This is a genomic window from Streptosporangium sp. NPDC049248 (genome assembly GCF_040678965.1).
Taxonomy (GTDB): Bacteria; Actinomycetota; Actinomycetes; order Streptosporangiales; family Streptosporangiaceae; genus Streptosporangium; species Streptosporangium fukuiense.
The window spans coordinates 310,274-336,330 of the sequence record NZ_JBFAQY010000005.1; the positions used below are offsets into that span (position 1 = coordinate 310,274).

The window sequence follows — 26,057 nt, forward strand, 5'->3', positions numbered from 1 at the left end:
CGAGACCGGTGACCGCAAGGGTGGGAGCGTTGACGGTTTCCGGTTGAACAGGCTGTTCGGGCGAGAGTGTTGACGGCTTCTGCTCACTTGATTACGGTCTGGACCAATATGGTGCAGAAGTGAATTCTCGCAAGGAGTGGTCCCATGCCTCCCAGCCGATCGCTGCGAGCCGTCCTCGTCACCGCCGCCGCGCTACCCGTCCTGCTCGTCCCCTCGATCGCCGCCGCCGCGCAGGGGCCGCCCGCCGAGCAGAGCCCCGCCGTACAGAGCTCGCGGACTCAGGAGGCGCAGTGTGAGGGGACCGGGGTGCAGAGGTTCGGCCCCGCGTCCGTGACCGGCGCCATCGTCGGCGCCGTCACCCATGAGGGGCGCGGATACGTCGTCACCCGCGGCCTGAAGCCGCCCGTGCTCGCCGAGATCGACCTCGCCACCCGCAAGACGCTCCGCTCGGTGCGGCTGCCCGACGCGCCCGCCGCCGGTGAGGCCGAGGGAGCCTGGGCCATGACGGTCGCGGGCGGCAAGATCTATGCCGGCACCTACCCGGTGCCGGACCTGTACAGGTTCGATCCGGCGACGGGCGAGGTCGAGCACCTGGCCTCCTTCGGCGGCAGCGGCGGGTACATCTGGAGCCTGGCAGCCTCCCCCGACGGGAAGATCTATGCCGGGACCTATCCCGACGGCAGGGTCCGCGAGTACGACCCGGCCACCGGCGCGGTACGTGTCTTCGGGGTGCTGGCCGCAGGCGAGCGCTACGTGCGCAGCCTCACCGTCGACGACCATAATGTCTATGCCGGGCTGCTCGACAAGGCCAAGCTGGTCGCGATCGACCGCGCGAGCGGCGCGGTGCGCGAGCTGGCGGCGGGCGGCACCGGGTTCGGCGCGGTCGCCGAGCACGGTGACCGGGTGCTCGGGGCCAGCGGGAACACCCTCTTCGACGTGCGGAAGGACGGCACGGACGCCAGACAGGTCGGCCTCGGCGACCTCACCCTCGACATGATCGGCTTCGCCGGCGACGGCACCGCGTACGTGTCGTCCAGGCCGCGGGGCACGATCTACCGCTATCGCACGGGCGACACCGCGCTCACCGAGGTCGGCACCCCCAGGACCGGCGAGGAGACCCGCCGGTTGGTGCCCGAGGGCGACACGCTGCTCGGCTTCTCCGGCAGCGGCGGCATGTGGACGATGGACGTGCGCACCGGCCAGACCGCGTTCACCGACTTGATCGAGGCGGGCCTGCCGACCGGCTCGGAGCGCCCGCAGTCGATGCTGCTCGACCGTGGCCGGACGCTGTACGTCGGCGGCCATTTCTCCCTCACCATCCGCGACCTGCGCAGCGGCGACCAGCGCCGGATCTGGCTGCCGGGAGAGCCGAAGGACCTGGTCCGCCGCGGCGACAAGATCTACGCCGCGATCTACCCCAGCGGGCAGATCGTCGAGATCGACCGGCGCGACCGCGTCCGCAGCCTCGGCTACCTCGGTCACGGTCAGCAGCGGCCGTGGGACCTGGAGTACGACCCCCGCACCGACAAGCTGCTCGTCGCCTCGGCGCCACTGGGCGCCAACCTGAAGGGGGCACTGTCGGTCGTCGACCCCGACACCGGCAAGATGGACGTCTACCTGGACGTCATCCCCGACCAGAGCCTCATGAGCCTCTCGCTCGACTCCCGCAAGGGCATCGTCTACCTCGGCGGCGACGTGCTCGGCGGCGGCGGCACCCCGCCGGTGAAGACGTCGGCGTCCGTCGCGGCGTTCGACCTGCGCAGCCGCAAGGTGCTCTGGCAGGTGGACCCGGTCGCCGGCTACCGGACCTTCCAGGACATCAAGGTGCACGACGGCGTGCTCTACGGGGTCTACAAGCGCAACGCGAGCTGGTTCGCGATGGACCTGGCCACCCGCACGATCACTCACCAGGGCCCGCTGCCCGGGTACGGCGAGTTGACCGTCCATCGGGGCCGCGTCTTCACCTCCACCTTCTTCGGCGGCGGCAACGTTTACGAACTGGGCACCGAGGCCAAGCTCGTGGCGACCGGTCTGGGAGACGAGTGGTACACCAACCCGCAGCTCCACTTCGAGCACGGCTCCTGGAACGCCTGGGCCCTGGCCGGGCGTGACCTGGCGCTGATCCGGCTCGATCCCCGCTGCCCGACCTTGACGATCCCTCCGGCCTGAGATTCGCCTTCGAAGCAGACCCAGCCAGGTTCACGAGGCCCTCGTGAACCTGGCACAGCCGGATCAGATGAGCGTCATGTCGCGATGGCCCAGATGTTGTCGTCCACAGCCTGTGCTCCCCTGGCCGCGAAGAAGAGCTCCTCCTGCGTGAGCGACTCCTCCCGCCCGGCGCCCGGATCCCAGACCTTGAAGTTCATGGGCATCCATGGGATGTGGCTCGCGTTGGTTGTCTCGAAGCCGCCGTAGCCGTGGATGACGATGTAGTGCCGGACGCTCCCGGACACGTTCGGAGACCAGGGCAACTGGCCAGGCTTGACGAGAACGGCGACCGGCCTGCCCCTCGACAGCGACGTCACAATCGTGTTGAGTCCGATCTCCCTGGCGGTCCCGCTGGGAGGGATGTCGTAGTCCTTGTAGGGGAAGTCCTGAGGCACGCTTGCGTTGAGGCCGAGTTTCATCATCCACGGCATCGTTCCGAGGGCGGTCGTCTCCGAGATATCGGCCAGGCTGGACTGCGAGGGAGCCGAGATGCCCATCGTGGCGATGATCGTCTGCGCCGATCCGGGACCGCACCAGTTCGACTTCTCCTGATACTTGGCGGAGAGAGTCATGTCCAGGGCGCGTACGGGCGTCCTCCACGCGCCGGCGATACCGAAGGTGGCGTCGGCCACCACATAGGGCCGCCTGAGCGCGGTCCATCCGGTCCAGCATGCGCGACTGCCGTTAGTCGTCATCGTCGGGCACGACTGGGGGATGCTGACGCCGTTGCCACCGAACCAGAGCCTCATGTTGACCTGGAAATTGGTGTACGCGCCGGGGTTGATGAAGGAGATGGCCCGCACTTGCGTGCGTGCCGAGTTGAACTCCAGGCACACCTGATAAGCGGTCCCGTTGTAAGTTCTGGAATTGGAACAGGTCCTGTTCCCGGAACTTGTGGGGTACTCCCCCCAGGTGCCGGCCTGCGCGGGGATCGCGGGGACGGTGACGAACGCGAGCACCGTTCCGCTCAGGACCGCGAGTAATGCTCTGATCATTCTTCGCACGAGCCTGCTTCCTTTGTGTCGAGGGCATGGCTGGTCGAGAGGCCCATATCGGTTCAGGCCGAAGTAAGAGAGCGGCTGTCCTCACTCCTGGGGAACGGCAAGCCTGTACAGCCGCTCGTTGATCTTGTAATAGAGATTGCCGAGGCCGTCGGCCGTCAGGCCTTCCATCCCTGGGATCGTCAGCAGCACGGTCAGCACCTTCGTCGACTTGTTGATCTTGAAGATCTGGTCGCCCATCGTGCCGTACACGTGGAGGGGATCCTGGGTCACGGTCAGCAGCACCCCGTCGCGCCAGGCCAGACTGGGCTTACCGGCATAGTCGGGGTCGGGGAACAGCCGTCTGGCCGTGATCGCCGCGGGCCGCGCCGGATCGAGGGTGAACAGTGAGCCGCCCGCCAGGCCCCAAAGCTCACCGTCCACCTCCGCGAGGGCTGTGACGGCCTTGGGTGCCGTCAGCGGGAGCGGATGTGGGTGCACGGCACCGGTGGTGGGGTCGAAGGAGAACAGTGTGGCCGACGCCCCGGGCGCGTAGACGGGGTCGACACCCAGAGCGCCGCGTGTGGAGGTGCCGCCGAACAGCTTGCCTCCCGCGTAGGCCAGCGAGACGACGGACTGGTTCGGCACCACGCAGAGGGTCCGCCCGGCCGTGCCTTCCTTCCAGACGGTGAGGGCGCCGCTGCGTTTGCCGTACTTCGGCACCGTGCCCATGTAGACGGTGCCGTCCGGCCCGCCGGCGAGCGCGTATGGCCGGTCCTGCGGCGGCGGGCCCTTGCCCGGCTCGCAGTCGTTGGCCTTGTCTCCCGCCTCGCCGCCGGTGTACCTGAGCGTGGGCGGCCAGGAACCCGCGGGGTTGTGGCTGTAGAGCTTGGCCGACGGGTAGACGCCCAGGTAGAGCAGGCCGTTGTGGGCCAGCAGGCTGTCGGTCTGGCTGAGCCCATTGAGGGTCGGGGTGTCCGGCCGGCCGTCGTCGCCGTCGCCCCGCAGCGGGTCGTGGACACCGATGCCGCCGGTCAGGTAGCCGCCGGTGTAGATGTCGCCGTCGGGCCCCGCGCCGAGCGCGTTGATCGCGGCGGGCAGGACGGGGGCGCCGGAGACGACCCTGCTACTCCAGTTGCCGCTCACGGGGTCGTACTTGAAGATCCTGGTGCCGTCCGAGGCCGCACCGAGGCCGACCAACGTGCCGTCGGCCCAGGTGTACCCGGTGACGTCGAGTCCGGGCCGGACGGAGGTCGCCCGCACGGACCCGGTGCCCACGTCGTAGGAGTGCAGTAGACCCTCCTTGACGAACCAGACCTTGCCGTCGCGAGCCGGCGAGTGGTGCAGGTCCACGTCGGTGATCGCGGCGTCTGTGACGGCGGCGTGCGAGCCGTCGGCGTTGCGGACGACGCGCAGGACGAGCAGCGTGCGGTCGATCCAGGCGAACAGCCTGTTCCCCGTCCAGGTGAGCCCGCCCACCATGGAGTTGTGCGCATAGGCCGCCGGAAGGAGGCTGTCCACGCGCCCCGTGACGTTGTCGAACCTGGTCAGCGCGGCGTTCGTGCCGGTGCCCAGGTACGTGGCGTTGGCGTCCGGGTCGTGGGCGAGGCTGCGCACGTACTGAGCGCCGGCCGCGATGGGCACGTTGCCGATCGTGGTGAAGGCGCCGTTGTCGTACTTGAAGTAGCGGCCGTCGTTGTAGGTGCCGCCGTACACCTTCCCGCCCGCTCCCGGCTCCAGGTCCCAGATGAACGAGTAACCGCCCTCCGCCCGCCCGAGGTCGGTGACCGTGGACTGGCCGGGGACGTACCGGTAGAGCTTGGAGTTGGGATAGGTGCCGAGGTAGACGCTGCCGTCGGTGGCCGTGGCCGCCGCCCAGCCGCCGACGGTGGGCGTGACCGCGGTGTCGGGAATGGTGATCTTCCGGGTCACCTCCTCGCCGGCCACGTCGATCACGGCGAGCTGTGGGTTGGCGTCGGCGGTGCCGGTGTAGAGGGCGTAGGCGCTGCCGCCCGAGAAGGTGGTGGCGTTGGGCACGCTGCTCTCGATCTGCACGCCCAGATCGGTCAGGTCCCTGGTGATCAGCACCTCGTCCCAGTAGGCGGTGCCCACGTCGGCCACACCCGAGTAGATGAGGGCCGAGACGGTGGCCGTGCCGGTGGGCGCGACGCCCGAGGCCGTGACGCGGTTCCACCGTCTGCCCGTCACCGAGGCGTTCGCGCCGCCGCCGAGAAGACGGCCGGAGGCATCCCTGAAGCGCAGGTACAGATGCGCGGTGCCGCTATCGGCCCAGACCTCGGCGTGCAGTGTGTAGCGAGTCCCCGCCGTGGCGGGCAGGCCCGGCATGCTCTCCCTGCCGTACGCGGCCCCCGGGTCTGTGTCGGCGACGCGCGCAGTGGTGCGCCCGTCCCAGACCACGACGCCGACGCCGCCCGGGCTGTGCGAACCGCTCCATCCGGCCAACCCCTCGTCGAAACCTCCGTTGACGATCCGCAGGTCGGCCGCGGACGCCGACGTGAACGGCACCGCGAGCAGCGCCGCCAGGAACGCCATCGCCACCGCCCCGCGCAGGGCGCGGCTCACGCGCCTGTACCTGTCCTGCGGACAGGCATCGGCCCCGCCAATAGGTCCTCCAGGCGAATCTGCACAGTGCGCCACCTCCACGATGCGTTCATTTGTGTTCAATTTCAGCCACGACCGTAATCTCATATGGCGCCCCCGCTCCCACCGTATGAACCGGCGGGCGCGGGGATCCCCTCACGGCGTGGACGTGTCGGAGCAGGTGATGTAGCCGTAGGACGTGTCCCTCTTGTCGCGATCCGGCAGCAGACTGTCGTTGTCGGCGATGACCGCCAGACCGGCGGTCGTCAGGCGGGTCATCGAACGGGTCAAGTTCTGCTCCCCGGGTTAAGGTCGGCCCGCGGGCGGCGGGCTGAGCATGATCGTTAGTTTGCATACCGTGTCGATTACGGTCAAGGCCCAAATAAATGAAACGGGACCGAGGCGGACCAACATCCAACGCCGGCCGAGCCCCCCTGATTCGGTTCGGGAAGTTCACCTTGACCTACCGGAAACCGGCGTGTGCTCCGCGACACAGGCCCGGCTCGGCCCAGCCGATGCCGCGCGAGTTGGCGACGCGGCCGGTGATCGGCGCGCCAGTGCCGGTGACGGCACGGGTGCGCGGGGTCGCAGTAGACCCGGCCCTGCTCGCCGGGCGGGGAGGCGTCGAGCCTGTCGGCCCACGCGCCCGCGGCGGTGACCTACCCATGCGTGGGACCCGGACTCGCGCTGCCGAACGAGCGGGGCGTCCTGCGGCGGCACGCCCAGCTCGGTGATCCTGCCCAGGGTGTGGGCCTCGGCGGACCCCTGGGGTGCCGGCGCGGCGGATGCCGCGGCGACGATCGCCAATAATTTTCCTATTAGGGTCATGACCGGAAACCTAAAGGACGCTAATCTTTCCGTCGTGGGTCGATTTCGGCAACGACCGAATTGGAAAGACTCATGCGTCTACCCCCTGCCCTGCTTCTCCTCCCTGCTCCCGCCACCCCCGCCCACGCCGCCGTGCTGCCCGGCGGAAAGGTCTGCTCCGTCGTCACGTACGACCGTCCGCGCGCGACCTCGCCCTCGAACCGGGTCGATCTGGGCGGCCACATCTTCGGTACGGCCGGGTCCGCGCCGAGACCTCTTCCCACATCGGAGCGGTGTCCTACGACCCACTCCCATCCATGGTGACCGGAAAGGTTCCCCCACATGATCCACCGTCGTAGATTCCTGCAGCTCACCGCCGTCGCGGGCGGCTCCGCACTGCTGCCCGCCGTCCCCGCCCACGCCCACACCGCCGCCGAAGGCGAGGTGACCGTCCTGGGCCCCGCCAGCGTCACCAGCGCCCTCGGCAACGGCGAGTTCGTCGGCGGCGTGCTCTACGCCGGCACCCGTGGGCTGTCACCCAACGTCGTGGGCGCATACGACCTGGCCCGCGACACGGTGACCGGGCACACCGACATCCCCACGGGCATCGGCGTGTGGGCGATGTGCGCCGTCGGCACCGATGTCTACGTCGGTACCCACGGCCGCTCCGACCTCTACCGGCTCGACACGCTCACCGGCGCGCTGTCCAAAGTGGGCGCCTACAGCCACCCCTACATCTGGAACATGGCCTCCTCACCCGACGGCAAGGTCTACCTGGCGATCTCCGAACCTGGCCGGGTCGTGGAGTACGACCCGGTCACGGGAACGAGCCGCGACCTGGGCGTCATCGTCGAGGGTGAGGCGTACGTGCGGAGCATCGCCGTCGACGCCACCACCGTCTACGCGGGTATCGGCGCGCACGCCCATCTGATCGCGATCGACCGGGCCACGGGTGCCAAGCGCGACATCCTGCCCGCCGAACTGGCCGCCCGCGACTTCGTCGCGAGCCTGACGATCTCCGATACCCACCTCGCGGGCGGTATCTCCTCCAACGGCGAGGTGCTGGTGATGTCGAAGTCGGACCCGTCCGACCACCGCGTGCTCGCCACCGGAGAGAAGTACATTCCCTCGGTCCTGCTGCACGACGGCTATGTCTACTTCACCGGGCGGCCCACCGGCACGCTCTACCGCTGCCGGCTGGACGGCGGCGCGGTGGAGACGCTCGGCGTGGCGCTTCCCGAGGCGGCCACCCACCGGCTCCTCTCGCACGAAGGCCGGGTCTACGGCGTCCAGGACGGCGCGGTCTTCGTCTATGACCCGGCCGACGGCTCGCTCGACTACGTCAACCTCGTCCAGCGGGGGTTCAGGGCCGCGCCGGAACAGCCCATGTCCGTGCACTCCGACGGGCGGCGGGTCTACGTCGGCGGCAAGGGCGGCGCCGACATCCACGACCTGAAGGCGGGCACCAGCACCCGCCTCGGCATCCCCGGCGAGCCCAAGACCGCGCTCACCGTGCGGGACGTCACCTATCTCGGCGTCTACACCCAGGGTCTGCTGTACGCGCACCGGGCCGGCGAGCCGTCGGCCACGTTGCTCGCCAAGACGGGCAACCAGCAGGATCGCCCCCGCGACCTCGCCCACGACGCGCTGACCGGGCTGATCGCGATGACCACCCAGCCCGAGCCCGGCCAGCTCAACGGCGCGCTGTCGCTCTACTCCCTCCGCACGGGGAAGCTGGACACCTACCGGCCGGTCGTCGAGCGGCAGAGCCTGTACGCCGTCACCTGCCGGGCCGGGGTCGCCTACCTCGGCACCAATATCCAGGAGGGCCTCGGACTTCCGCCGGTCACCACGACCGCCCGGCTGGCCGCCTTTGACCTGCGCGCGCGCAGGCTGCTGTGGCAGCTCGAACCCGTGCCGGGTGCGAAGGTCGTCCGGGGCCTGGCGCACACGCCCCTGGCCGTGTACGGCGTGACGGACACCGGGATCATGTTCGAGTACGACCTGTTGCGCCGCAAGGTCACCCGCACCGTGAAGGTCGGTGCGAAGGGGAGCGACCTGCATGTGTCCGGTCTGGTCGCCTACACCACCGACGGTGACGCGATCTACAAGGTCGACCTCGTGACGTTCGCCGTGAAGACCATCGCCTCCGGCCTGGCGGGCGAGTGGTTCGGTGGCGAGCCGAAGCTGGCCCTCGACCCCTCGCGCAAGGCACTCTACGGCGTACGCGGCCGCGACCTGGTCCGGATCGCCGTCACCGGGCGGCGCTGACCACGGCCGGGCCGGTCATCCCCGGGCCGCGAGCACCGTGGCCCGGGGCCTCGCTCACATCGCCGCGCGGGCGGGGGCGTCCAGACAGTCGCTGCGAGCGCTTTTATGCCAGAAAGTTCTGCGATCGGGGTCAGGCATTGGCCGGGGTGGAGAGTAGCCAGGGGAGGGTGAACTCGTCGTCGTGGGTCGCTCCGTCGAGGAAGGCGTGCCATTCGTCGAGGGTGTAGTGGATGGTGGACGTGGGCGGGGTGTCGCTGTCCTGGATCGTGACGCGGTCGCCGTCGAAGCCGATGAGCAGGCGGCCCGCGAAGAGGGCGGGGGTGCCCAGCTTCTGCGGGGCGAGATCGTCGGCGTGTACACGGTCGAGGAAAGCGAGCCAGTCCTCCGGGGTGATGGTGATGGCCGGGCCTTGGGGGGAGGGGTTGTTGGAGTTGTGCAGCCAGACGACGGTGCCGTCGAAGCGGGCTTCGACGCAGTTGCTCTGAGCGCCACTGCGAGCGCTTTTACGCCAAACTCCGCAGGAATGCTGATCGCCAACCATCGTTGAACGTCCTCCCTGGATAAATCATGCCAATTAGAGCGTAACGGCTATCTCCTGCAGGAAAGAGTCTGATTTATCAGGACTCAGGGCAAGGTCGCAGAGGTGGTCGAAAGCTCGGAGATACTGTTCGACGCTGTGTTCGTCTTCGATGTAGGCATCGGTGTTCATCGTCTCGACGTGGGCAACGTCCAGGCTGGGAAGACGCAGGATGGTGAAGGCTCCTGACATTCCAGGATGAGGTTGGCCGGTGAACGGCAGAATCTGCAGGGTGACGTTGGGCCATGCCGCGCACTCGCGTAGATACTCGATCTGATCACGGAAGATCTCCGGGCCGCCGATGGGGTGGCGGAGGGCGGCCTCGCTGATCAGGGCGTGTAGGGTGACCGGCTCCTGCCGCCTGAGGATGGTCTTGCGCGCCGCCCGGACGGCGACGAATTCCCCAAGCTCGGTGGCGCTGCTCAGACCTTGCATGGCGGATACGAACGTTCGGGCATACGCCTCCGTCTGTAGCAGCCCCGGCATCAGGTATGCCTCGTAAGTTCGGATCTCGGTCGCCGTCGATTCGAGCCGTATCAGGTCTACGTACGAAGGCGCCAACGCGTCGCCGTGCTCGACCCACCAACCGCGTCGTTCCTGCTGTATCTCGGCTGCGACGATCATGAGCTTGTCGTGGACGTTCGGGTCGGTGACTCCGTAGGCGGCCAGGATCGGAGGCACGTCGCGCGGAGGGATGCCGACCATGCCGTTTTCGATACGGCTGAGTGAGGCCGTGGAACGTTTGCATTTGTCGGCCGCTATGGCAAGTGAGGGGATTCCCGCCGCCGCTCGAAGTTCTGCCAGTTTCGCGCCGAGCCAGCGCTGTCGAAGTGACGGTATGTCGGTGTTCATTTTCCCTCCCGTAGTGATGAGCCCGATCAAGGCGGGCCGAAAATGGAACTCAGCGTAACTATTTCGCTCAACCAGCTTGCGTGACGGAACCGCGAAGCTCACTGTAGACCTCAGCGATCGGTCACCGAAGGCGATCGATCAAAAGCGATCTGTAATCAAGATTGGGCGGGCTCGGTGCTTGAAGCATCGGGGGCGTCGCTCACGTCGCGGAAGGTGGTGACCGTGTGAGCTGCCGGGTGGTGGCGTACTGCCATGGGGTCGGGCCGTGTCAGGCGGCGATGGAACGTTCCCGGGCCGATCGGCGCCGTGGACGAGGGAAGGGACAGGTATGATCATGAAGCGTTCGCGTGCTCTGATCGTCGGCGGGATCTCCGGGTTGTTCCGGGGCGGGCGTTTCGGCGGTGCGGATCGGAGGTTCTCCGGCCTGGACTGGCAGTTGTTCGCGCTGGACGTGCTGTCCGCCTCCCCGAGTTTCTCCCGCCGGTTCGCGGCCACGGCCTCGCAGGTCAGGCCCGCCCGCACCTTCGTCGCGGACCTGCTGGGGGACGAGCATCCGCGTAGGGACGACGCCGTCCTGCTCACCAGCGAGCTTGCCGGGAACGTGATCCAGCACGCGATCCAGCGGGAGTTCCTCGTCTCGCTGGCGTTCGCCACCGGCGGCGTGCTGGTCGCGGTCCGGGACTGCGGTTCGTCCAGGATCCCGTACCCGAGACAGGCGGAGGAGGAGGCCCCGAGCGGCCGGGGTCTCGCCCTGGTCGACACCCTGGCGGCCCGCTGGGGTTTCCACCGATCCCCCGGGAGCACGAGCGTCTGGTTCCAACTCGCCACGCCCCTGCCCGGCCTGGGCGGAGACGGCTGATCATTCGGGGTTGTTCCCCCGGTTTCGGCTTGTCGCCTCCTGCCTGGCCTGGGCTGGGAGTGGCTGATCATTCGGGGTTGTTGCCGGAGGCATGACCGGCGTCGTAGGGGGTGGTGACGCCCTCGTAGGCGAAGTGGAAGGTCATGCCGAGGGCCGCGTGGCCCAGGTCGTGGCAGTGCGACAGCCAGATGCCCGGATTGTCGGCGCGCAGCGCGACCTCCCAGACCTCTCCGGGGCCGACGTCGAAGGTGTCCATCCACAGCTCTCCGGTGGCGGGTACGCCGTTGCGGGACAGCACGCGGATGTGGTGGCCGTGCGGATGGATGGGGTGGACGTCCCCGCTCCGGTTCGCCACCGTGATCTTCACCAGTTCACCCTCGCGCAGCACCGGGGTGGTGATGCGCGGCCAGACCTCGCCGTTGACCGTGTGGGCCAGGGTGGGGACCCCGTCCAGCATGGCCAGGCCCCGGTCCAGGATCCAGCTGATCTCCCGGTCGAACCGTTCGGGGCGCTTGGACCCGTCGGACCTGCCGGGCTCGGAAAGGCCGTCCGAGTCGTACGTCGCGATGTCCAGCAGGGGGCCGGCGGCCGGTGCCGGGGCGGTGCCCGAGCCGGGGGTGACCAGCAGGCCGAGGTCGGAGCGGCCGTCCACCGAGAGCAGGACGGGCGCGGCGGGCATCGTGAAGGTCAGGTCGTAGCGCCCGCCCGCGGCCAGCTGGACCCGCCGGTCCCCGATCTCGCCGGGCCGTGACAGGTCCCGTCCGTCCACGGCGGCGATCCGGTACGGCGTGCCGCTCAGGCCCAGTGTCCGCCGGACGTTGTCGGTCGCCGTGACGCGGAGCCGGACCGGCGTCCCCGGGGTGACCCTGAGCCGGGCCAGGCCGTCCACCGGGCCTTCGTCGTCGACGGCCACCGTCTGGATGCCGCCGAGCACATGGGTGGAGACGGTGTGGTCCGACACCTTCGTCCCGGTGCCGGTTGAGGAGCCGGAACCGGCCGGTCCGCCCGAGGTGTCCGAGGCACCCGATGGGGACCCGGGGGAGGCCGCCGTTGGAGAGGTGCTCGCGCCTTTGGCCGCCGGGTCGACGACGAGCATGCCGTACAGGCCCATCCGGACCGCCGGGTCCGACAGGTCGTGGCTGTGGTACCAGTAGCTGCCCGGGTCCTCGGCCAGGAAGCGGTAGACGAACTCGCCTCCCGGCTTCACCGCGTCCTGGGTGACGCCCGCGACACCGTCCTCGCCAACGGGGACGTCGTAACCGTGCCAGTGCAGGGTCACCCCGATGTCGGGCATCGCGTTGCGCAGCCGCACCTCGACCAGTTCCCCCTGGCGGACGCGGATGGTGGGACCCGGCACCGTGCCGTCGAACGTCCACGCCTCGACGCGGCGGCCGGAGGCCAGGGTCACGGTCGCGGGCCTGGCGGTGAGGGTGAAGCGCCGTACCTTCGCACCGGTGGCCGGACCGCGCAGGTCCGTCACCGCCCTGGTCGCGGCGGCGGGCCGGACGGTGCTCTGGGCGCCGTCCCGGTGGTGGGCGCCGAGATCCAGCGTCGCGGGTATCCGGCTCGACCACGCCGACAGGCCCGCCCAGACCAGGGCCGCGCACAGCACCGCGATCCCCGCCGTGGTGCTCCACCTCCCGCGCGCCACGGTTCCGGTCGTGGTCTCCGCGTCTCCCGTACGGGAGACGGTACCGAGCAGCTGCCAGGTGATGGTGGCACCGACGGCGACCAGGGCGACGAGGACGCCGGACAGGACCGGAGGGACGGGGTGGGAGACCGTGAGTGCCGCGACGACACCGCCCAGGGCGCCGTACCCGGCGGTCAGCGTGGGCACGGCGGTGGCGGGTGACGGCGAGGGGCGGAACAGCCGGGGGAGGGCGACGACGGCGGTGACCAGCGCGGGGACGCCGACCAGCGGCAGGGCGAGGACGAGCTTGTCGGCGGCGAACCACCACCCCGAACGGCTCAGCGTGACCGCCAGTCCGACGCGCAGGCCGGTGGCGGCCAGTGCCGCCAGGGTCAGGCCGAGGGCGATCAGGCGGGTGCGGTGGTCGCGGCGGGCCATGACCGTGCCGACCCCGGCGCCGAGCCAGAGCGCGGCGACGAGAACGAGCAGAATGCGGTCCAGGGCGAGGAGCTGCGCGGTATTCATGATCTTTCAGGGTGGGTCGAAGAGCCGGAACCGTGAGAGACGGCGCGGCAGTGGGAGGAGCGGACCGGGTGAGGTCAGAACGAGGAGGAGACCAGGTGGGGGGTCCGCCCCCTGGCGTGGGCGGCAGTCGAGGCCAGCGCCCTCGCCTCGCGGAAGATCACCACGGAGGCCCAGAGCAGCACCAGGCCGAGGACCGCGTGGAAGCCGAACACGATGTGGGCGAAGGTGTTGGTCTGCTCCTTGGTGGCGCCGGACAGCTCGACCAGCGGGAAGATCACGAAAAGCTGGCCCAGCACGACCGCCAGCGGGACGAGGCTCAGCCAGATCATCTTGCTGCCGGCGCGGGCCGCCGCGGCGACGATCGCGGTGATCAGGGAGAGCGCCGGGATCACCGCGACCCCGTTGATCGCGTGCGGGGTGATGGCACTGGAGGCACCCGGGCTCGGGGTGGGGCGCTCGAAGGCGCCGAAGGTGGAGAGGTAGAACTGGGCGATCACGGCGAGCAGCAGGAGTGCGGCGGAGCCGAGGAAGACCTTGCGCATGGAACGTTCCTTGAAGTGCAGGTCGGGGGAGGTTGACGATCCAAGGGTCGCCTTCACCACTTGGCAGGCTCTTGCTGTTGTCTGCGCCACCACTTGGGGCCCCTGTGCCGGATCCCGGAACGGTACGGGCAGACTTTGCCGGGTGAAGCGAATCCTCATCATCGGCATCGGTGCCGGTGATCCCGACCATCTCACCCTCCAGGCGGTCAAGGCCATCGCCCGTACCGACGTGTTCTTCGTCCTGGACAAGGGCGAGGCCAAGCACGACCTCGTCCAGTTGCGGCACGACCTCGTCGACGCGCACGCCCGCCCGCCGTACCGGATCGTCGAGGCCGGCGATCCCGAACGGGACCGGACCACTCCGGACTACGCGCCCGCGGTCGAGGACTGGCGCTCGCGCCGCGCCGACGTCTGCGAGCGGTTCATCCGCGACGAGCTCGCCGAGGGGCAGACGGGTGCCTTCCTGGTGTGGGGCGATCCGGGCCTGTACGACAGCACCCTGGCCATCGTCGAGGAGATTCGGCAGCGGGGCTCGGTCCACTTCGAGCACGAGGTGATTCCGGGTGTCAGCAGCGTGTCCGCGCTCACCGCCCGGCACCGGGTCGGCCTGACCCGGGTCGCCCGGCCGGTGCACGTCACCACCGGCCGACGTCTCGCCGAGGAGGGGCCCTCGGCCGACGACGTCGTCGTCATGCTGGACGCGCACTGCGCCTTCGCCGATCTGGGCGCCGACTTCGACATCTACTGGGGTGCCTACGTCGGCACCCCCGACGAGATCCTGGTCGCCGGACCGGTGCCCGAGGTCGCCGACCGCATCCGCGAGCTGCGTGCCGAGGCGCGGGCACGCAAGGGCTGGATCATGGACACCTATCTGCTCCGCCGGGTGTCTCGCTGAGCGTTCGTCGCGGCGGCCCGCACCGGCCGCCGCACGTCCGGCGGGATGAGCTCAGCTCATGGGATGCGCAGGGTGGGACGGCGGGCCCAGGTGGCCCAGCGCCAGAGCCACTCCATGGGGCCCTGGCGATAGCGGCGCAGCCAGAGAGTGGAGAACAGCCACTGGGCCGCCAGGATGACTCCCGCGGCTTGGAACGCGGCCGACGACGACTGGCCGATCGGCAGGCCGAGGACGTGAGCGGCCGCCAGAACGAGGAGTGTGGCGGTCAGGTAATTGGTCAGCGCCATCCGGCCCAGTGGCGCGAAGACGAACCGCAGCGCCGGTCGCAGCGGTGTTCTGAGCAGGACCAGCAGGACGCACACGTATATACCGGCGAGCAGCAGATCGGCCAGGGTGGTCGTGGCAGGCAGGTACGTCGTGGCCCCCACGGCCCGCATGTCGGCCTGTACCCATAGGGCGGCGGCCAGTCCCGCCGCGAAGACCAGGCCCAGCAGGAGCGGCCCTCGGGTGGACCGTTCGATCTTCTCGATCACCCCGTACCGGACCAGTGCCGAGCCCAGCAGGAACAGCCCGGCGATCAGCAGGGGCCCGCCCCCGCTGATCACCGCCCCTGTCACGAACGCGGCGGAGAGGCCGGCCACGGCCCACCGCGGCAGCCAGCTCGAGGGCAGCAGCACCAGCAGGCCGGCGATGGCGTACTTGGTCAGGACTTCGCCCGGCCACAGCAGCATGTGTACGAGGCCGATCGCGAGCAGCGTCAGAAGCCGGCGCAGCAGGGCCAGCCGTGGGCGGGGGGCGCGGTTCGCGGCGGAGTCCAGCAGCAGCGAGAACCCGATGCCGAACAGCAGGGAGAAAATCGGGAGCCCGAGCCAAGGGTCCCAGTCCCCCAGGGGCTGCGCCACGACGGCGGTGCCGCCGTCGGCTATCAACTGGATGTTGGCGAGCAGGATCTCACACAGCGTGAACCCGCGCAGAACGTCGAGCGCGGCGATACGCGCCCGGCCGGGAGAGGTCGTCTGCGGGGTCTCCCATGCCGTCGCCTCGGCGCGGGCGGAGGGGGCACCGGGAGCGCCGGTCGGATCTCCGGGGTTCGGTCCCGGAGCGTGATCTTCATAGGGCATGGGGCCTCATCATGCGGACGCGGCCCGGTACGGACATCGACCACAAGTCGGGTCTCGCGGTCTGCGACCATACTTTCGGCCGATTTCAGCGCAGATGTCAGTCGCTAGATGTCGGCGTGCTTTCAGCGCACGATCTTCTCCTCCGGCCACGCGCTGAGGTACCGACTCACTTGTATTTCGGCAACCCCTCCGTCGCCCGGCTCACCACGCCGGATTCCCATTCGTGCTCGACCAGTTGACCGGTCCGCGGCCCAAGTGGAAGGGCAGCGCCCTGATCGATCCGGCCCGGATCGCGATGGCGGGCCAGTCCATCGGAGGGGCCGCCGCCCCGGAGACCATGTTGAAGGACTCCCGGGTGCGCGCTGGGATCAACATGGACGGCAGCATGTTCCTCCCGATCCCCGGGAGCGGACTGGCGCGACCGTTCATGTTGATGGGCGCCCCCTCGGACGACAGCACCTGGAAACGTGACTGGGAGCACCTGACCGGGTGGAAACGCTGGCTGGTGGTGAAGGGGGCGCTGCACCCGTCCTTCACCGACTACGACATGCTGCTCCAGCAGCTCGGTGTGGATCTCGGCGGCGGCCTGAAGGAAACCCGCTCGATGGACATCACCCGTAAGTACGTCGCCGCCTTCTTCGACCTGCAGCTGCGCGGCAAGCCGCAGCCCCTGCTGGACAAGCCCTCTCCGCGCTACCCCGAGGTCCGATTCTGCGCACCTTCGGCCAGGAACTGCTGATGTTGAACGCCTGCGCTCCAGGCCGATGATCATCCATGGCAGCGGTGTCCGAGTGGTCGTTCAGCCGAGCTGCCGGGTGATCGTCGGGTCGGTGATCGCCGTGTCGTCGGCCAGGAGGTACGCCTTCGAAAGGATCACCGACAGCGTCCCCCCGTCGTCCTCGAACGGCAGGAACACCGATCCGGCCGCGCGCCCGCTCGCCGGGACGACGCACAGGTACGCGTCGTTGGGCTCCATCAGGATGTTCGTCGACCCCAGATGGATCTTGTACGTCCTCAGATCACCCCGTACGAGAAGGAATCTGTCGGTCAGCTCCACCCGGGAGGAGATCTTCAGTTTCGGCAGCAGCCGCGCCAGCACCTCGCGCCGGGTCTTGGCCGTCTCCGTCAGCTCGCCGAAGCCGTGGGAGCGCCAATAGCGTTCGTGGCCGATCAGCGCCTGGTCGTCGCGGGCGACCGAGGCCACGCCCACGGCGAGGTCGGCCTCGCGGAGGATCTCCGACAGCACCAGCGGCGGCAGATCGGCCATCGACGCCGGTCGCCCGTCGCGGTGGAAGGTGATGCTCTCGGTGGCGCACAGCATGGTGGTCTCGGCCCCGGGGGCGGAGACGATGTGCATGGCCCAGCGGGCCTGCCAGCCCGCCAGGTCGCGCACCACCTCGCCCTGGTCGCCGCCGTTCTCGTAGTCCCAGTTGCCGATCGACCGGCCGGTCCAGCCGCGCTGGCCCAGCAGGGTCCGGGCCTGGCCGTAGCGCAGAATGTGGCCGGCGAAACGGTTGGAGAAGGTGCCGGTCCGCTCCTCGGCGGGGGTCAGCAGGTAGAGCTCGCGGAAGACCTGCTTGAACGGCTGGCGTACACCACCTTCGAGAAGACGGTCGCGCCACGCCGCCACCTCGTCGGCGGTCGCGTGGATCGGGTGCCACAGGCCCGCCACGGCGTCGGGGGCGGGGCGGTGGCCGGCCAGTTCCCAGCCGTCGGCGGTCTTGACCGGCAGGGCCGCCGGGCCGCCGGCGATCTGCCAGACCAGGGCGCGGGCGTAGGGGCCGGTGACGGGATGGTCGAGGAAGTACTCGGTCACCTCGCGCCAGTGCCACGTCCGTTCATGGACGATCGCCTGTTCCAGGCGGGACCGCTCGGCCGCCTGCGTCAGCTTGAGCTCCTTCAGGATGGCCCGCAGATCGGACAGCTCCGCGCGCAGATCCTTCGGCAGCGACTTGACGGTCTTGCCGGCGGCGTTCACGTAGCGCAGGGCGGGCACGTCGGCGCACAGCCTGACCCGGTAGTCGCCGATCTTCTCCTCGCGGACGCCGTCGGTGTCCAGGCCGAAGGTGGGGACCGTCCGGTCGAGCAGCTGCTCGCGGGTCAGCCCGTTCTCGTCGGCCACCGCGTCGAGGGCGAGGCTCAGATTCCTCTGTACGGACCTCGCGCGCACCTTCGCCTGGATTCTGGACAGCGGGACGATCACGTCGAGGCCGCCCCTGCGGGCCAGGACGCCGACGGCGGCGTTGGTGACGGGTTCGCAGCGGCACGTGGAGCCCATCCCGTTGCTGCCGGTGCCGCAGGTCATCGCGACGTCGGTGACGAGCGAGGTCACCCAGCGCTCGTCGATGACCTGGCAGGTCCACAGGATGCCGCGCACCACGACGATGGTGTCCTCCTTGAGGAAGACCTTGTCCCGCCACTCCTCGTCGTCATAGCGGACGACCCAGTCTCCGCCCCGGTAGGCCACCAGCCGCGTGAGCAGCTCACGGACCAGCGCGACCGCGCCGGGGGTGAGCATCCGTGCGGCGTTCCTGAGCCACCGGGCGCTGGGTTTGGTCGAGCGTGCGGTGTTCCAGTGGCGGAACAGCGGCAGCACCTCGACCAGGCGCGGGCCGTACTCCTCGGCCAGCATGCGGGCGAAGTGGTCGGTGTCCCCGATCTCGGTCCGGACCACCCCGGCCGGGCCGTGCTCGGCGGGTTCGGTGAGCAGCTCGGTCACCTGCTCGGCCAGGAGCGCCCGCGCGTCCTTCAGCCACGCTCCCGACGTCAGCCAGCGCAGCAGGTCCCGGCGCAGCTGGTAGTCGAACCGGCGGGCCGCCGCGAGCGGGATCCGGAACAGCTCCTCGTAGCGGGTGTGCCCCTGCCGCACCCAGTACTCCGCCCGGCCCATGAGGTGGTGCGCCTCCCGGTAGGTGAAGTCGATGTCGCGCTCGGCCACCGACCGGACCACGCGCAGCACCCGCTCGTCGTAGTCGTGGCCGCCTTCCGGCCCCAGCCAGAGCCTCATCTGCGCGTAGGTGCCGTAGACCCGCCAGTCGACGCCGGGGCCGGGGTCGAGTCCCTGCTCGGTGAGCTCGTCGAACCGCTGGTAGGCGGCCCTCGTGGCCAGGTCCATGTGGTCCCATTTGCCCGCTGACGTCATGACATGGCTCCACTAATGATCGGAAACGCTGGGTGATCATGGGTATCAGCCGGAACCGACAGATTCCCCCTGCCGTGATTCGGACTTGTCTCCACGAAAGCCGCTTCCGCCTCCTCGTCCGATTCGGACCGGGGACGTCATGGCCGCGCACTGACGCGGGTGAGGTATCGGCCCCGAACCTTTTCACGTCGCATCCGCCGGTGCGGTCACAAACCCGGCAGGCCGCACATCCGGGCCATGATGATCGAGATGACGGCGACCGCAACCGTGACCGTGCCTGATCAACGGGCTGAAGCGCCGTCCCGCAGGTTGGACAGCCGCCATCAACCATTCGGTGGATTACGGAGATCCGGCGGAGCGGGGATTCTCGAAACATGGCAGTCATCGAGATCAACGGCTTGCAGAAGAGCTACAGAACACACAAGGCGCTGGACAGCGTCACCCTGACGGTCGAGCGAGGCGAGATCTTCGGCATCCTCGGCCCCAACGGAGCCGGCAAGACCACCGTGGTGGAGTGCGCGTCCGGACTGCGCAAGCCCGACGGCGGCACCCTGCGCGTGCTCGGCATGGACCCGCGGACCCGGCGACATGAGCTGCTCCAGCGCATCGGCGCCCAACTGCAGGAAGCCGCCCTGCCCGACGCCATCAAGGTCGGCGAGGCACTGCGGATGTACGCCTCCTTCTACGACAAGCCTGCCGACTGGCGCGCACTGATGCAGGAATGGGGACTGGCCGAGAAGAAGCGCGCCCGCTTCGCGGGTCTGTCCGGCGGCTGGAAGCAGCGCCTGTTCATCGCGCTGGCCCTGGTCGGCAACCCCGAGGTCGTCTTCCTCGACGAGCTGACCACCGGCCTGGACCCCGCTGCCCGCCGGCTGACCTGGGGACTGATCCGCGACATGCGCGACCGCGGCGTCACCGTCGTGCTGGTCACCCACTTCATGGACGAGGCGGAGGCCCTCTGCGACCGCATCGCCGTAATCGACCAGGGGCGTGTCGTTCACGAGGGCAGCCCCGGCGAGCTCATCGACAGAAGTCACGCCGGCTCCCTTGAGGACGCCTACTTCACACTCATCGAGAGGACCGTGTGATGAAGGGACTCGGCAACGTCATCGCGATCGAACTCAAACTGGCCGTGCGCGATCCGATGGCCGCCTTCTTCGCACTGGCCTTCCCCGCGGTCATCCTGTGGGTGAAGATGCGCAACGGCGGCACACTGCCCGGCGGGCTGCCTGTCATCGACGCCGTCGTCCCGATGCTCAGCGTCTTCGTCGTCGGCCTGGCCTCCCTGGTCGTCCTGCCGGCCACCCTGGCCCAGTACCGCGAACGCCACGTGCTCAAGCGGCTGCGCGCCACCCCGGCCTCTTCCACCATGATCTTCGGCGCCCAGTGGGCCGCGCACATGCTGCTGGCCGTACTCGGCACCGCTCTGCTCACCGTCATCGGCCTGGCCGCCTACGGCCTGAGCGGGCCGGCCAACCTTGCCGACGTCGTCCTCGCCTGGGTCCTCGGCGCCCTCAGCCTCGGTTCCATCGGGCTGCTCATCGGCGCCCTGGTGCCCAGCGGCCGCGCCGCCACGGTGATCGGCCTGGCCGTCTTCTTCCCCATGGTCTTCGTCTCCGGCGCCATGAGCGCCCGCGAGACACTGCCGGAGTCGATGCGCTCCATCGGCGACCTGACCCCCATGGCACCCGCCGTCCAAGCCATCCGCGCCGGCTGGGAAGGCCACCCCGTCTCTCCGCTCACCCTCGCCGTCATGGCCGCGATCTTCATCGTCGCCGGCGGGGCCGCGCTGAAGGCGTTCCGCTGGTGACAGGCACCGAACCCGACGTCTCGCGATGGGACCGCGCCTGGCCGGTCCTGCCGTACCTCTTCATCCTGCTACCGACGGTCTTCGCCCTGCTGCGGGACTGGAGGCTGGACGTGCTGGTCCTGGCGGTGTTCGTCGGAGCCTGGCACTGGTTCATGGTCTCCTCGCGATTCAGCCGGATCGAGCGGCCGGCGGTGGCGATCGTCTACTTCATCGTGATGCTCGCCTTCATCGCGGTGCTGGTCAGGATCGACTCGCTGTTCACGGTGGCCGGTCTGGGCGCGTTCGTCCAGTCCTTCGCCCTGCTGCGCGGGTGGATGGCCTACCTGGGGGTGGCCGCCACAGCCGCCGTGCTGGTCGGCGTCCGCCCCGATCCCCGGCCGCCGAGCGAGATGGTCTTCTCCTTCCTGCTCGCCGTCCTGATCACCTCGACCGTCGGCCTGTTCATCCAGACCATCTCGGAGCAGAGCCGGCAGCGCCAGGAAATGATCGCGCAGCTGAAGGCCGCCGGCACCGAACTGGTCGAGCTGGCGGAGGAGAAGGCGAGACTGCAGGCGCAACTGCTGACCAGCGCCCGCGAGGCGGGCGTGCTCGGCGAGCGCCAGCGGATGGCCAGGGAGATCCACGACACGATCGCCCAAGGGCTGACCGCCATCCTCACCCAGCTCGAAGTCGCCGAGAACGTCATTGAGAACGTGCCTGCCGCCCGCTCCAGACTGAACACCGTACGCACGCTGGCCAGGGACAGTCTCAACGAGGCCCGCCGGTCGGTTCTGGCGATGCGCCCTGCTCCGCTGGAGGAGGCCCAGCTCTCGGCCGCCCTCGAGGACGTCGCGGCCACCTGGTCACAGACGACCGGCATGCCGGTTCCGGTGTCGGTCACCGGCGAGGCCAGACCGCTGCACGCCGAAGTGGAGACGACCCTGCTGCGAGTGGCTCAGGAGGCGCTGGCCAACGTCGGCAAGCACGCCTCTGCCAGCAGGGTCGCCGTTACCCTGTCCTACATGGAGGATGTGGTGGTGCTCGACGTGCGCGACGACGGATCCGGGTTCGACCCCCAGACGGTGAACCTGTCGGTCGCGGGCGGATTCGGGCTCATCGCGATGCGTCAGCGGGTCACCCGGCTGGCCGGTGACTTCGAGATCGAGACCGCTCCCGGCCAGGGAACGGGCGTCTCCGCCACGGTGCCCGCCATCCCCGCCGACCCCGGAAACGTGTGAGGCATGCCGATTCGTATCATCGTCGTGGACGATCACCCGGTCGTCCGCGACGGGCTACGCGAGATCTTCTCCACCGATGAGGCCTTCGAGGTCGTCGGCGAGGCGGCCGACGGGCCGGAGGCTCTCGCCCTGGCGCGGCTGACCGACCCCGATCTCGTGCTCATGGACCTGCGGATGCCGAAGATGAGCGGCACCGAGCTGATCCGCCGGCTGCGCGAGCAGAAACCGGGCATCAACGTGCTGGTCCTGACCACGTTCGACAACGACGCGGACGTGCTGCCCGCCATCGAGCAGGGCGCCACCGGCTACCTGCTCAAGGACACCCCGCGTGTCGAGCTGCTCCGCGCCGCGCAGGCGGCCGCCCGCGGCGAGACGGTGCTGTCCCCCGCCGTGGCCGGGCTGCTCACGCGGAAGGTACGCGCCCCCGAGCGGCAGACGCTGAGCCGGCGGGAGCTCGAAGTGCTCGGGCTGATCGCCCGCGGCGCCACCAATCGCGAGGTCGCCGCGAAGCTGTTCATCACCGAGGCGACGGTCAAGACACACCTGCTGCACATCTTCGCCAAACTCGGGGTGAAGGACCGGGCCGCCGCGGTGGCGGCGGCCTACGAGACCGGGCTGCTCAAGCGGGCTTCAGAGACCTGATCAAGGGCGCCCGGTGCGCCGGTCCTGAGTACCGGTGTCACCATGTGAGCCGTGTCCTGCTGCAGGCGGCCCGCGCGGTGCGTTCCGCCGGAGAGATGGGGGACACCAGACTGGAGCGGCGTCCGCGGTGCCGTGACAGATCACCCCACATTGACGGCCCGCTCTAAAAAAGGTTACATTGCGGACGATTTCGCGGTGGTCCGAGGGAAGTCCGGTGAGAAGCCGGTGCGGTCGCGCCACTGTATCCGGAACGTGAGTTCCGGGAGCCAGGTTACTTGGCCGCCGCGTCCTCACATGTCGGGACGCGTCATCCCCAAGGAGGCTACTCATGCGTGAGCTGTCCGTTTCTCAGCCCGTTCCCCTTTCCCACCTGGCCCGCTGGCTCGTGGCGGTTCCGCTGCTCCTGCTGGTGGCCTACCTGGTCACCTTCGACCAGGGGGTGGTGTCGCAGGCGGGCGACTATCTGCACGAACTCATGCACGACGGGCGCCACCTGCTCGGCGTTCCCTGCCACTAGACGCGCGCCGTGATACGTACCCTGCTGCTCCGCGGCCTGCTCGTCGGGCTGGTCGCCGGGCTGATCGCCGCCGCGTTCGCCTACCTGCTGGGCGAGCCGAACATCGACCAGGCCATCGCGCTCGAAGAGGCCGCCTCCCACGCCCAGAGCGAGGCCGGGCACTCCCACGGGGAGGAGGCACTGGTCAGCCGGTCCGGCCAGCGGGCCGGGCTCTTCCTCGCCCTGGCCCTGTACGGCATGTCCGTGGGGGGTGTCTTCTCCCTCGTCTTCGCCGGGCTGCGCGGCCGGATCGGCCCCCGCTCCGACGCGGTGCTGGCCGCGACGATGGCCGCCACGGCGTTCGTCGCGCTCGTGCTGGTGCCGTTCGTCAAGTACCCGGCCAACCCGCCCGCCGTCGGTGACCCGGACACCATCGGCAGCCGGACCGTGCTCTACCTGGTCCTGGTCGCCATCGGCCTGCTGTCCGTGGCGGTGGGCGTGGCCTGCGCCCGCAAGGTGCCGGCCAGGCCCTGGCTCGCCGGCGTGGCCGGTTTCCTGGTCCCCGTGATCGTCACCCTGCTCGTGCTGCCGACGGTCAACGAGGTGCCCGACGGCTTCCCCGCCCAGCTGCTGTGGGACTTCCGCGTCTCCTCCCTCGGCACCCAACTCGTGCTCTGGTCGGCCATCGGCGTCCTGTACGGCATCGCCGTGCAGCGCGTCGTTCGCCGTGACGCGCTCGCGGCGGCCCCGAACTGAATATTCGGCGGGCCGGACACGTCAACAGGATCTCGCAGAAAGAAACCTCGTGATCGGTGCCTATCCGTTCAGCGCCGTCGTCGGCCTCGACGACCTCAAGCTCGCGCTGATCCTCAACGCGGTCTCGCCACGGGTGGGCGGTGTGCTGGTCCGGGGGGAGAAGGGGACCGCCAAGTCCACGATCGTCCGCGCGCTCGCCGCACAGCTCCCCGGGGTCAAGGTGATCGCCGGCTGCCGCTTCTCCTGCGACCCGGCCGAACCGGATCCGGCCTGCCCCGACGGCCCGCACGGTACGGGCGAGAGCGGTCAGGAGCGTCCGGCCGCGCTGGTGGAGTTGCCCGTCGGCGCGTCGGAGGACCGGCTGGTCGGCGCGCTCGACATCGAGCGCGCGCTCACCGAGGGGGTCCGGGCGTTCGAGCCTGGCCTGCTCGCCGCCGCGCATCGAGGTGTCCTCTACGTCGACGAGGTCAACCTGCTGCACGACCACCTGGTGGACCTGCTGCTCGACGCCGCCGCGCTCGGCACCTGCTTCGTCGAGCGCGAATCGGTCTCGGTACGGCACGCGGCGCGGTTCCTGCTGGTCGGCACGATGAACCCGGAGGAGGGCGAGCTGCGGCCACAGCTCCTGGACCGTTTCGGGCTGACCGTCGAGGTGCGGGCGTCCAGGAATCCGGACGAGCGGGCCGAGGTGGTACGGCGCCGGCTGGCCTTCGACGCCGATCCCGCCTCCTTCGCCGCCGGGTGGGCGGAACAGGAGGCGGCCCTGGCGCGGCGGATCGCCGAGGCCAGGGAGCGGGTCACCAAGGTCGTGCTGCCGGACGCCCGGCTGCGCCAGATCGCGGCGGTGTGCGCCGCCTTCGAGGTGGACGGGCTCCGGGCCGATCTGGTCACGGCCAATGCGGCCGTCGCGCACGCGGCCTGGCGCGGCGGCGCCGAGGTCACGGCCGAGGACGTGCGCGCGGCGGCCCGTCTCTCGCTGCCGCACCGCCGCCGCCGGGACCCGTTCGACGCGCCGGGCCTCGACGAGTCACGGCTCGACGACCTGCTGGCGGAACACGGCGGCGACGAGCCGGACGGTCCGGACGGCGGCCCGGACGGCGGCCCGGGCCGCGGTCCGGGCGGCTCCGGCGGTCCGGGTGATTCGGACGGTCCCGAGGGATCCGCGGACTCCGGGGACGCTCCGGAGAGCGGCTCCGCGGAAGGTTCCGTGCGCGCCGGTTCCGATGAGGGGGACTCGCACGACGACGGGGCCGGCGCCTCCGCTGCTCCAGGTGCCTCCGACGGGAACGGCACCCCGCCGGATCTTCCCGCCGCGGAACCGTACCGGGTGCGCCCCTTCCAGGTCCCCGGGCTGGGCGACGGCGCCTCGGGCCGGCGGTCACGGGCCCGGACCCCCAACGGGCGGACCACCGGATCGCGGGTTCCCGCCGGGCGGCTCCAGCGGCCGCACCTGCCGGCGACGCTCCGCGCCGCCGCGCCGTACCAGCGCGAGCGCGGCCGCAGTGGCCCCGGCCTGCTGGTACGTGACACCGACCTGCGCGAGGCCGTCCGCGAGGGCAAGGAGGGCAACCTGGTGCTCTTCGTGGTGGACGCGAGCGGTTCCATGGCGGCCCGGCAGCGGATGCGCGAGGTCAAGGCGGCCGTGCTCAGCCTGCTGCTCGACGCCTACCAGCGGCGGGACAAGGTCGGGCTGATCACCTTCAGGGGATCCACGGCGGAGTTGGTGCTGCCCCCGACCTCCTCGGTCGAGGTAGGCGCGGCGCGGCTGCGGGAGCTGCCGACCGGCGGTCGCACCCCGCTGGCCGCCGGGCTGCGCCGGGCCGCCGAGGTGCTCAGGGTGGAACGGCTGCGCGACCCGGCCAGAAGGCCGCTGCTCGTGGTGGTCACCGACGGCCGGGCCACCTCGGGGTCCGACGTGGCGGCCTCCGCCGCGCTGCTCGCCGGTACGGCGGCGGTCGTGGTCGACTGCGAGAGCGGTCCGGTACGGCTCGGTCTGGCCCTCGACCTGGCGGCCAGACTGGGCGCGCCCGTCGTACGGCTCGACGCGCCGGCGGCGGGCGGTGGGCTCGGCGGGCTCGGCGGGCTCGTCCGCGACCACAGGACCGACTACCGGAAGGCGGTCTGAG

General features: G+C 69.9%; 21 protein-coding genes and 1 riboswitch. Of the genes, 12 read left to right on the plus strand and 9 right to left on the minus strand.

Features of this window, described 5'->3' with window-relative positions; translation table 11 throughout:
- The first annotated feature begins 144 nt into the window (after positions 1–144).
- Positions 145–2,169 carry a PQQ-binding-like beta-propeller repeat protein gene (locus tag AB0K21_RS13055; protein WP_343968875.1) on the plus strand — a complete coding sequence of 675 codons (2,025 nt, stop codon included), beginning with the start codon at positions 145–147 and terminating at the stop codon, positions 2,167–2,169.
- A 74-nt stretch (positions 2,170–2,243) separates the two neighbouring features.
- On the opposite strand, the gene AB0K21_RS13060 is transcribed toward AB0K21_RS13055, so the two are convergent.
- From AB0K21_RS13060 to AB0K21_RS13070, 3 genes are all read right to left on the minus strand, one after another.
- Positions 2,244–3,203, minus strand: coding sequence for a C39 family peptidase (locus AB0K21_RS13060; RefSeq protein ID WP_343968938.1), 960 nt, complete (start codon positions 3,201–3,203; stop codon positions 2,244–2,246).
- Positions 3,204–3,293: 90 nt separating this feature from the next.
- Complete coding sequence (locus AB0K21_RS13065) at positions 3,294–5,771, minus strand: hypothetical protein (protein ID WP_343968877.1); 2,478 nt, start codon at positions 5,769–5,771, stop codon at positions 3,294–3,296.
- 174 nt (positions 5,772–5,945) lie between these two features.
- Complete coding sequence (locus tag AB0K21_RS13070; RefSeq protein ID WP_343968879.1) at positions 5,946–6,080, minus strand: hypothetical protein; 135 nt, start codon at positions 6,078–6,080, stop codon at positions 5,946–5,948.
- A gap of 858 nt (positions 6,081–6,938) precedes the next feature.
- Here AB0K21_RS13070 and AB0K21_RS13075 point away from each other — a divergent pair.
- The gene (locus AB0K21_RS13075) at positions 6,939–8,867 is read left to right on the plus strand and encodes a hypothetical protein (protein ID WP_364149656.1); all 1,929 of its coding nucleotides are present in this window, start codon (positions 6,939–6,941) and stop codon (positions 8,865–8,867) included.
- 130 nt (positions 8,868–8,997) lie between these two features.
- Here AB0K21_RS13075 and AB0K21_RS13080 read toward each other — a convergent pair whose 3' ends face one another.
- Both AB0K21_RS13080 and AB0K21_RS13085 read right to left on the minus strand, forming a co-directional pair.
- Positions 8,998–9,408, minus strand: a complete 411-nt coding sequence (locus tag AB0K21_RS13080; RefSeq protein WP_364149658.1) for a DUF397 domain-containing protein — start codon at positions 9,406–9,408, stop codon at positions 8,998–9,000.
- Positions 9,409–9,441: 33 nt separating this feature from the next.
- Complete coding sequence (locus AB0K21_RS13085) at positions 9,442–10,296, minus strand: helix-turn-helix transcriptional regulator (protein WP_364149660.1); 855 nt, start codon at positions 10,294–10,296, stop codon at positions 9,442–9,444.
- Positions 10,297–10,630: 334 nt separating this feature from the next.
- Here AB0K21_RS13085 and AB0K21_RS13090 point away from each other — a divergent pair, with 334 nt between their 5' ends.
- On the plus strand, positions 10,631–11,155 hold the full coding sequence (locus tag AB0K21_RS13090) for an ATP-binding protein (protein ID WP_364149662.1): 525 nt from the start codon (positions 10,631–10,633) through the stop codon (positions 11,153–11,155).
- Between the two features lie 67 nt (positions 11,156–11,222).
- Here the strand turns inward: AB0K21_RS13090 and AB0K21_RS13095 are convergent, their stop codons facing one another.
- Together AB0K21_RS13095 and AB0K21_RS13100 are read right to left on the minus strand one after the other, a co-directional pair.
- A complete protein-coding gene (locus AB0K21_RS13095) occupies positions 11,223–13,310 on the minus strand; it encodes a multicopper oxidase domain-containing protein (protein WP_364149664.1) in 2,088 nt (695 codons plus the stop codon).
- A gap of 74 nt (positions 13,311–13,384) precedes the next feature.
- On the minus strand, positions 13,385–13,909 hold the full coding sequence (locus AB0K21_RS13100) for a hypothetical protein (RefSeq protein WP_364149666.1): 525 nt from the start codon (positions 13,907–13,909) through the stop codon (positions 13,385–13,387).
- An 85-nt stretch (positions 13,910–13,994) separates the two neighbouring features.
- Here AB0K21_RS13100 and cobF point away from each other — a divergent pair, with 85 nt between their 5' ends.
- Positions 13,995–14,747: a precorrin-6A synthase (deacetylating) gene (gene cobF, locus AB0K21_RS13105; protein ID WP_343968893.1), complete on the plus strand. Its 753-nt coding sequence runs from the start codon at positions 13,995–13,997 to the stop codon at positions 14,745–14,747.
- Positions 14,748–14,803: 56 nt separating this feature from the next.
- Here the strand turns inward: cobF and AB0K21_RS13110 are convergent, their stop codons facing one another.
- Positions 14,804–15,868 (minus strand): DUF418 domain-containing protein, encoded by a 1,065-nt coding sequence (locus AB0K21_RS13110; RefSeq protein ID WP_364149668.1) that lies wholly within the window; start codon positions 15,866–15,868, stop codon positions 14,804–14,806.
- A gap of 223 nt (positions 15,869–16,091) precedes the next feature.
- On the opposite strand from AB0K21_RS13110, the gene AB0K21_RS13115 reads away from it, so the two are divergent.
- Positions 16,092–16,607: a hypothetical protein gene (locus tag AB0K21_RS13115; RefSeq protein ID WP_343968897.1), complete on the plus strand. Its 516-nt coding sequence runs from the start codon at positions 16,092–16,094 to the stop codon at positions 16,605–16,607.
- A gap of 60 nt (positions 16,608–16,667) precedes the next feature.
- Here AB0K21_RS13115 and AB0K21_RS13120 read toward each other — a convergent pair whose 3' ends face one another.
- Positions 16,668–19,010, minus strand: a complete 2,343-nt coding sequence (locus AB0K21_RS13120) for a DUF4132 domain-containing protein (RefSeq protein ID WP_343968898.1) — start codon at positions 19,008–19,010, stop codon at positions 16,668–16,670.
- Between the two features lie 374 nt (positions 19,011–19,384).
- Here AB0K21_RS13120 and AB0K21_RS13125 point away from each other — a divergent pair, with 374 nt between their 5' ends.
- From AB0K21_RS13125 to AB0K21_RS13155, 7 genes are all read left to right on the plus strand, one after another.
- On the plus strand, positions 19,385–20,098 hold the full coding sequence (locus AB0K21_RS13125) for an ABC transporter ATP-binding protein (RefSeq protein ID WP_343968900.1): 714 nt from the start codon (positions 19,385–19,387) through the stop codon (positions 20,096–20,098).
- Complete coding sequence (locus AB0K21_RS13130; RefSeq protein WP_343968902.1) at positions 20,098–20,820, plus strand: ABC transporter permease; 723 nt, start codon at positions 20,098–20,100, stop codon at positions 20,818–20,820. Before AB0K21_RS13125 ends, AB0K21_RS13130 begins: the two co-directional genes overlap by 1 nt.
- A complete protein-coding gene (locus AB0K21_RS13135) occupies positions 20,817–22,037 on the plus strand; it encodes a sensor histidine kinase (protein ID WP_343968904.1) in 1,221 nt (406 codons plus the stop codon). The genes AB0K21_RS13130 and AB0K21_RS13135 overlap by 4 nt, the downstream gene beginning before the upstream one ends.
- A 3-nt stretch (positions 22,038–22,040) precedes the next feature.
- Positions 22,041–22,679 carry a response regulator transcription factor gene (locus tag AB0K21_RS13140; protein ID WP_343968906.1) on the plus strand — a complete coding sequence of 213 codons (639 nt, stop codon included), beginning with the start codon at positions 22,041–22,043 and terminating at the stop codon, positions 22,677–22,679.
- 165 nt (positions 22,680–22,844) lie between these two features.
- Positions 22,845–22,977: riboswitch (cobalamin riboswitch) on the plus strand.
- Between the two features lie 30 nt (positions 22,978–23,007).
- Complete coding sequence (locus AB0K21_RS13145) at positions 23,008–23,196, plus strand: CbtB domain-containing protein (protein WP_326830249.1); 189 nt, start codon at positions 23,008–23,010, stop codon at positions 23,194–23,196.
- Between the two features lie 9 nt (positions 23,197–23,205).
- A complete protein-coding gene (locus AB0K21_RS13150; RefSeq protein ID WP_364149673.1) occupies positions 23,206–23,931 on the plus strand; it encodes a CbtA family protein in 726 nt (241 codons plus the stop codon).
- A 49-nt stretch (positions 23,932–23,980) separates the two neighbouring features.
- Positions 23,981–26,056 (plus strand): putative cobaltochelatase, encoded by a 2,076-nt coding sequence (locus AB0K21_RS13155; protein ID WP_364149675.1) that lies wholly within the window; start codon positions 23,981–23,983, stop codon positions 26,054–26,056.
- The last annotated feature ends 1 nt before the right edge of the window (position 26,057 follow it).

Excerpts from the sequence above, each read along its gene's own strand:
- AB0K21_RS13055 (WP_343968875.1), top strand. The coding sequence starts at position 145 with ATGCCTCCCAGCCGATCGCTGCGAGCCGTCCTCGTCACCGCCGCCGCG.
- AB0K21_RS13060 (WP_343968938.1), bottom strand. The coding sequence starts at position 3,203 with ATGATCAGAGCATTACTCGCGGTCCTGAGCGGAACGGTGCTCGCGTTC.
- AB0K21_RS13075 (WP_364149656.1), top strand. The coding sequence starts at position 6,939 with ATGATCCACCGTCGTAGATTCCTGCAGCTCACCGCCGTCGCGGGCGGC.
- AB0K21_RS13080 (WP_364149658.1), bottom strand. The coding sequence starts at position 9,408 with ATGGTTGGCGATCAGCATTCCTGCGGAGTTTGGCGTAAAAGCGCTCGC.
- AB0K21_RS13085 (WP_364149660.1), bottom strand. The coding sequence starts at position 10,296 with ATGAACACCGACATACCGTCACTTCGACAGCGCTGGCTCGGCGCGAAA.
- AB0K21_RS13090 (WP_364149662.1), top strand. The coding sequence starts at position 10,631 with ATGAAGCGTTCGCGTGCTCTGATCGTCGGCGGGATCTCCGGGTTGTTC.
- AB0K21_RS13095 (WP_364149664.1), bottom strand. The coding sequence starts at position 13,310 with ATGAATACCGCGCAGCTCCTCGCCCTGGACCGCATTCTGCTCGTTCTC.
- AB0K21_RS13110 (WP_364149668.1), bottom strand. The coding sequence starts at position 15,868 with ATGCCCTATGAAGATCACGCTCCGGGACCGAACCCCGGAGATCCGACC.
- AB0K21_RS13120 (WP_343968898.1), bottom strand. The coding sequence starts at position 19,010 with ATGACGTCAGCGGGCAAATGGGACCACATGGACCTGGCCACGAGGGCC.
- AB0K21_RS13125 (WP_343968900.1), top strand. The coding sequence starts at position 19,385 with ATGGCAGTCATCGAGATCAACGGCTTGCAGAAGAGCTACAGAACACAC.
- AB0K21_RS13130 (WP_343968902.1), top strand. The coding sequence starts at position 20,098 with ATGAAGGGACTCGGCAACGTCATCGCGATCGAACTCAAACTGGCCGTG.
- AB0K21_RS13140 (WP_343968906.1), top strand. The coding sequence starts at position 22,041 with ATGCCGATTCGTATCATCGTCGTGGACGATCACCCGGTCGTCCGCGAC.
- AB0K21_RS13145 (WP_326830249.1), top strand. The coding sequence starts at position 23,008 with ATGCGTGAGCTGTCCGTTTCTCAGCCCGTTCCCCTTTCCCACCTGGCC.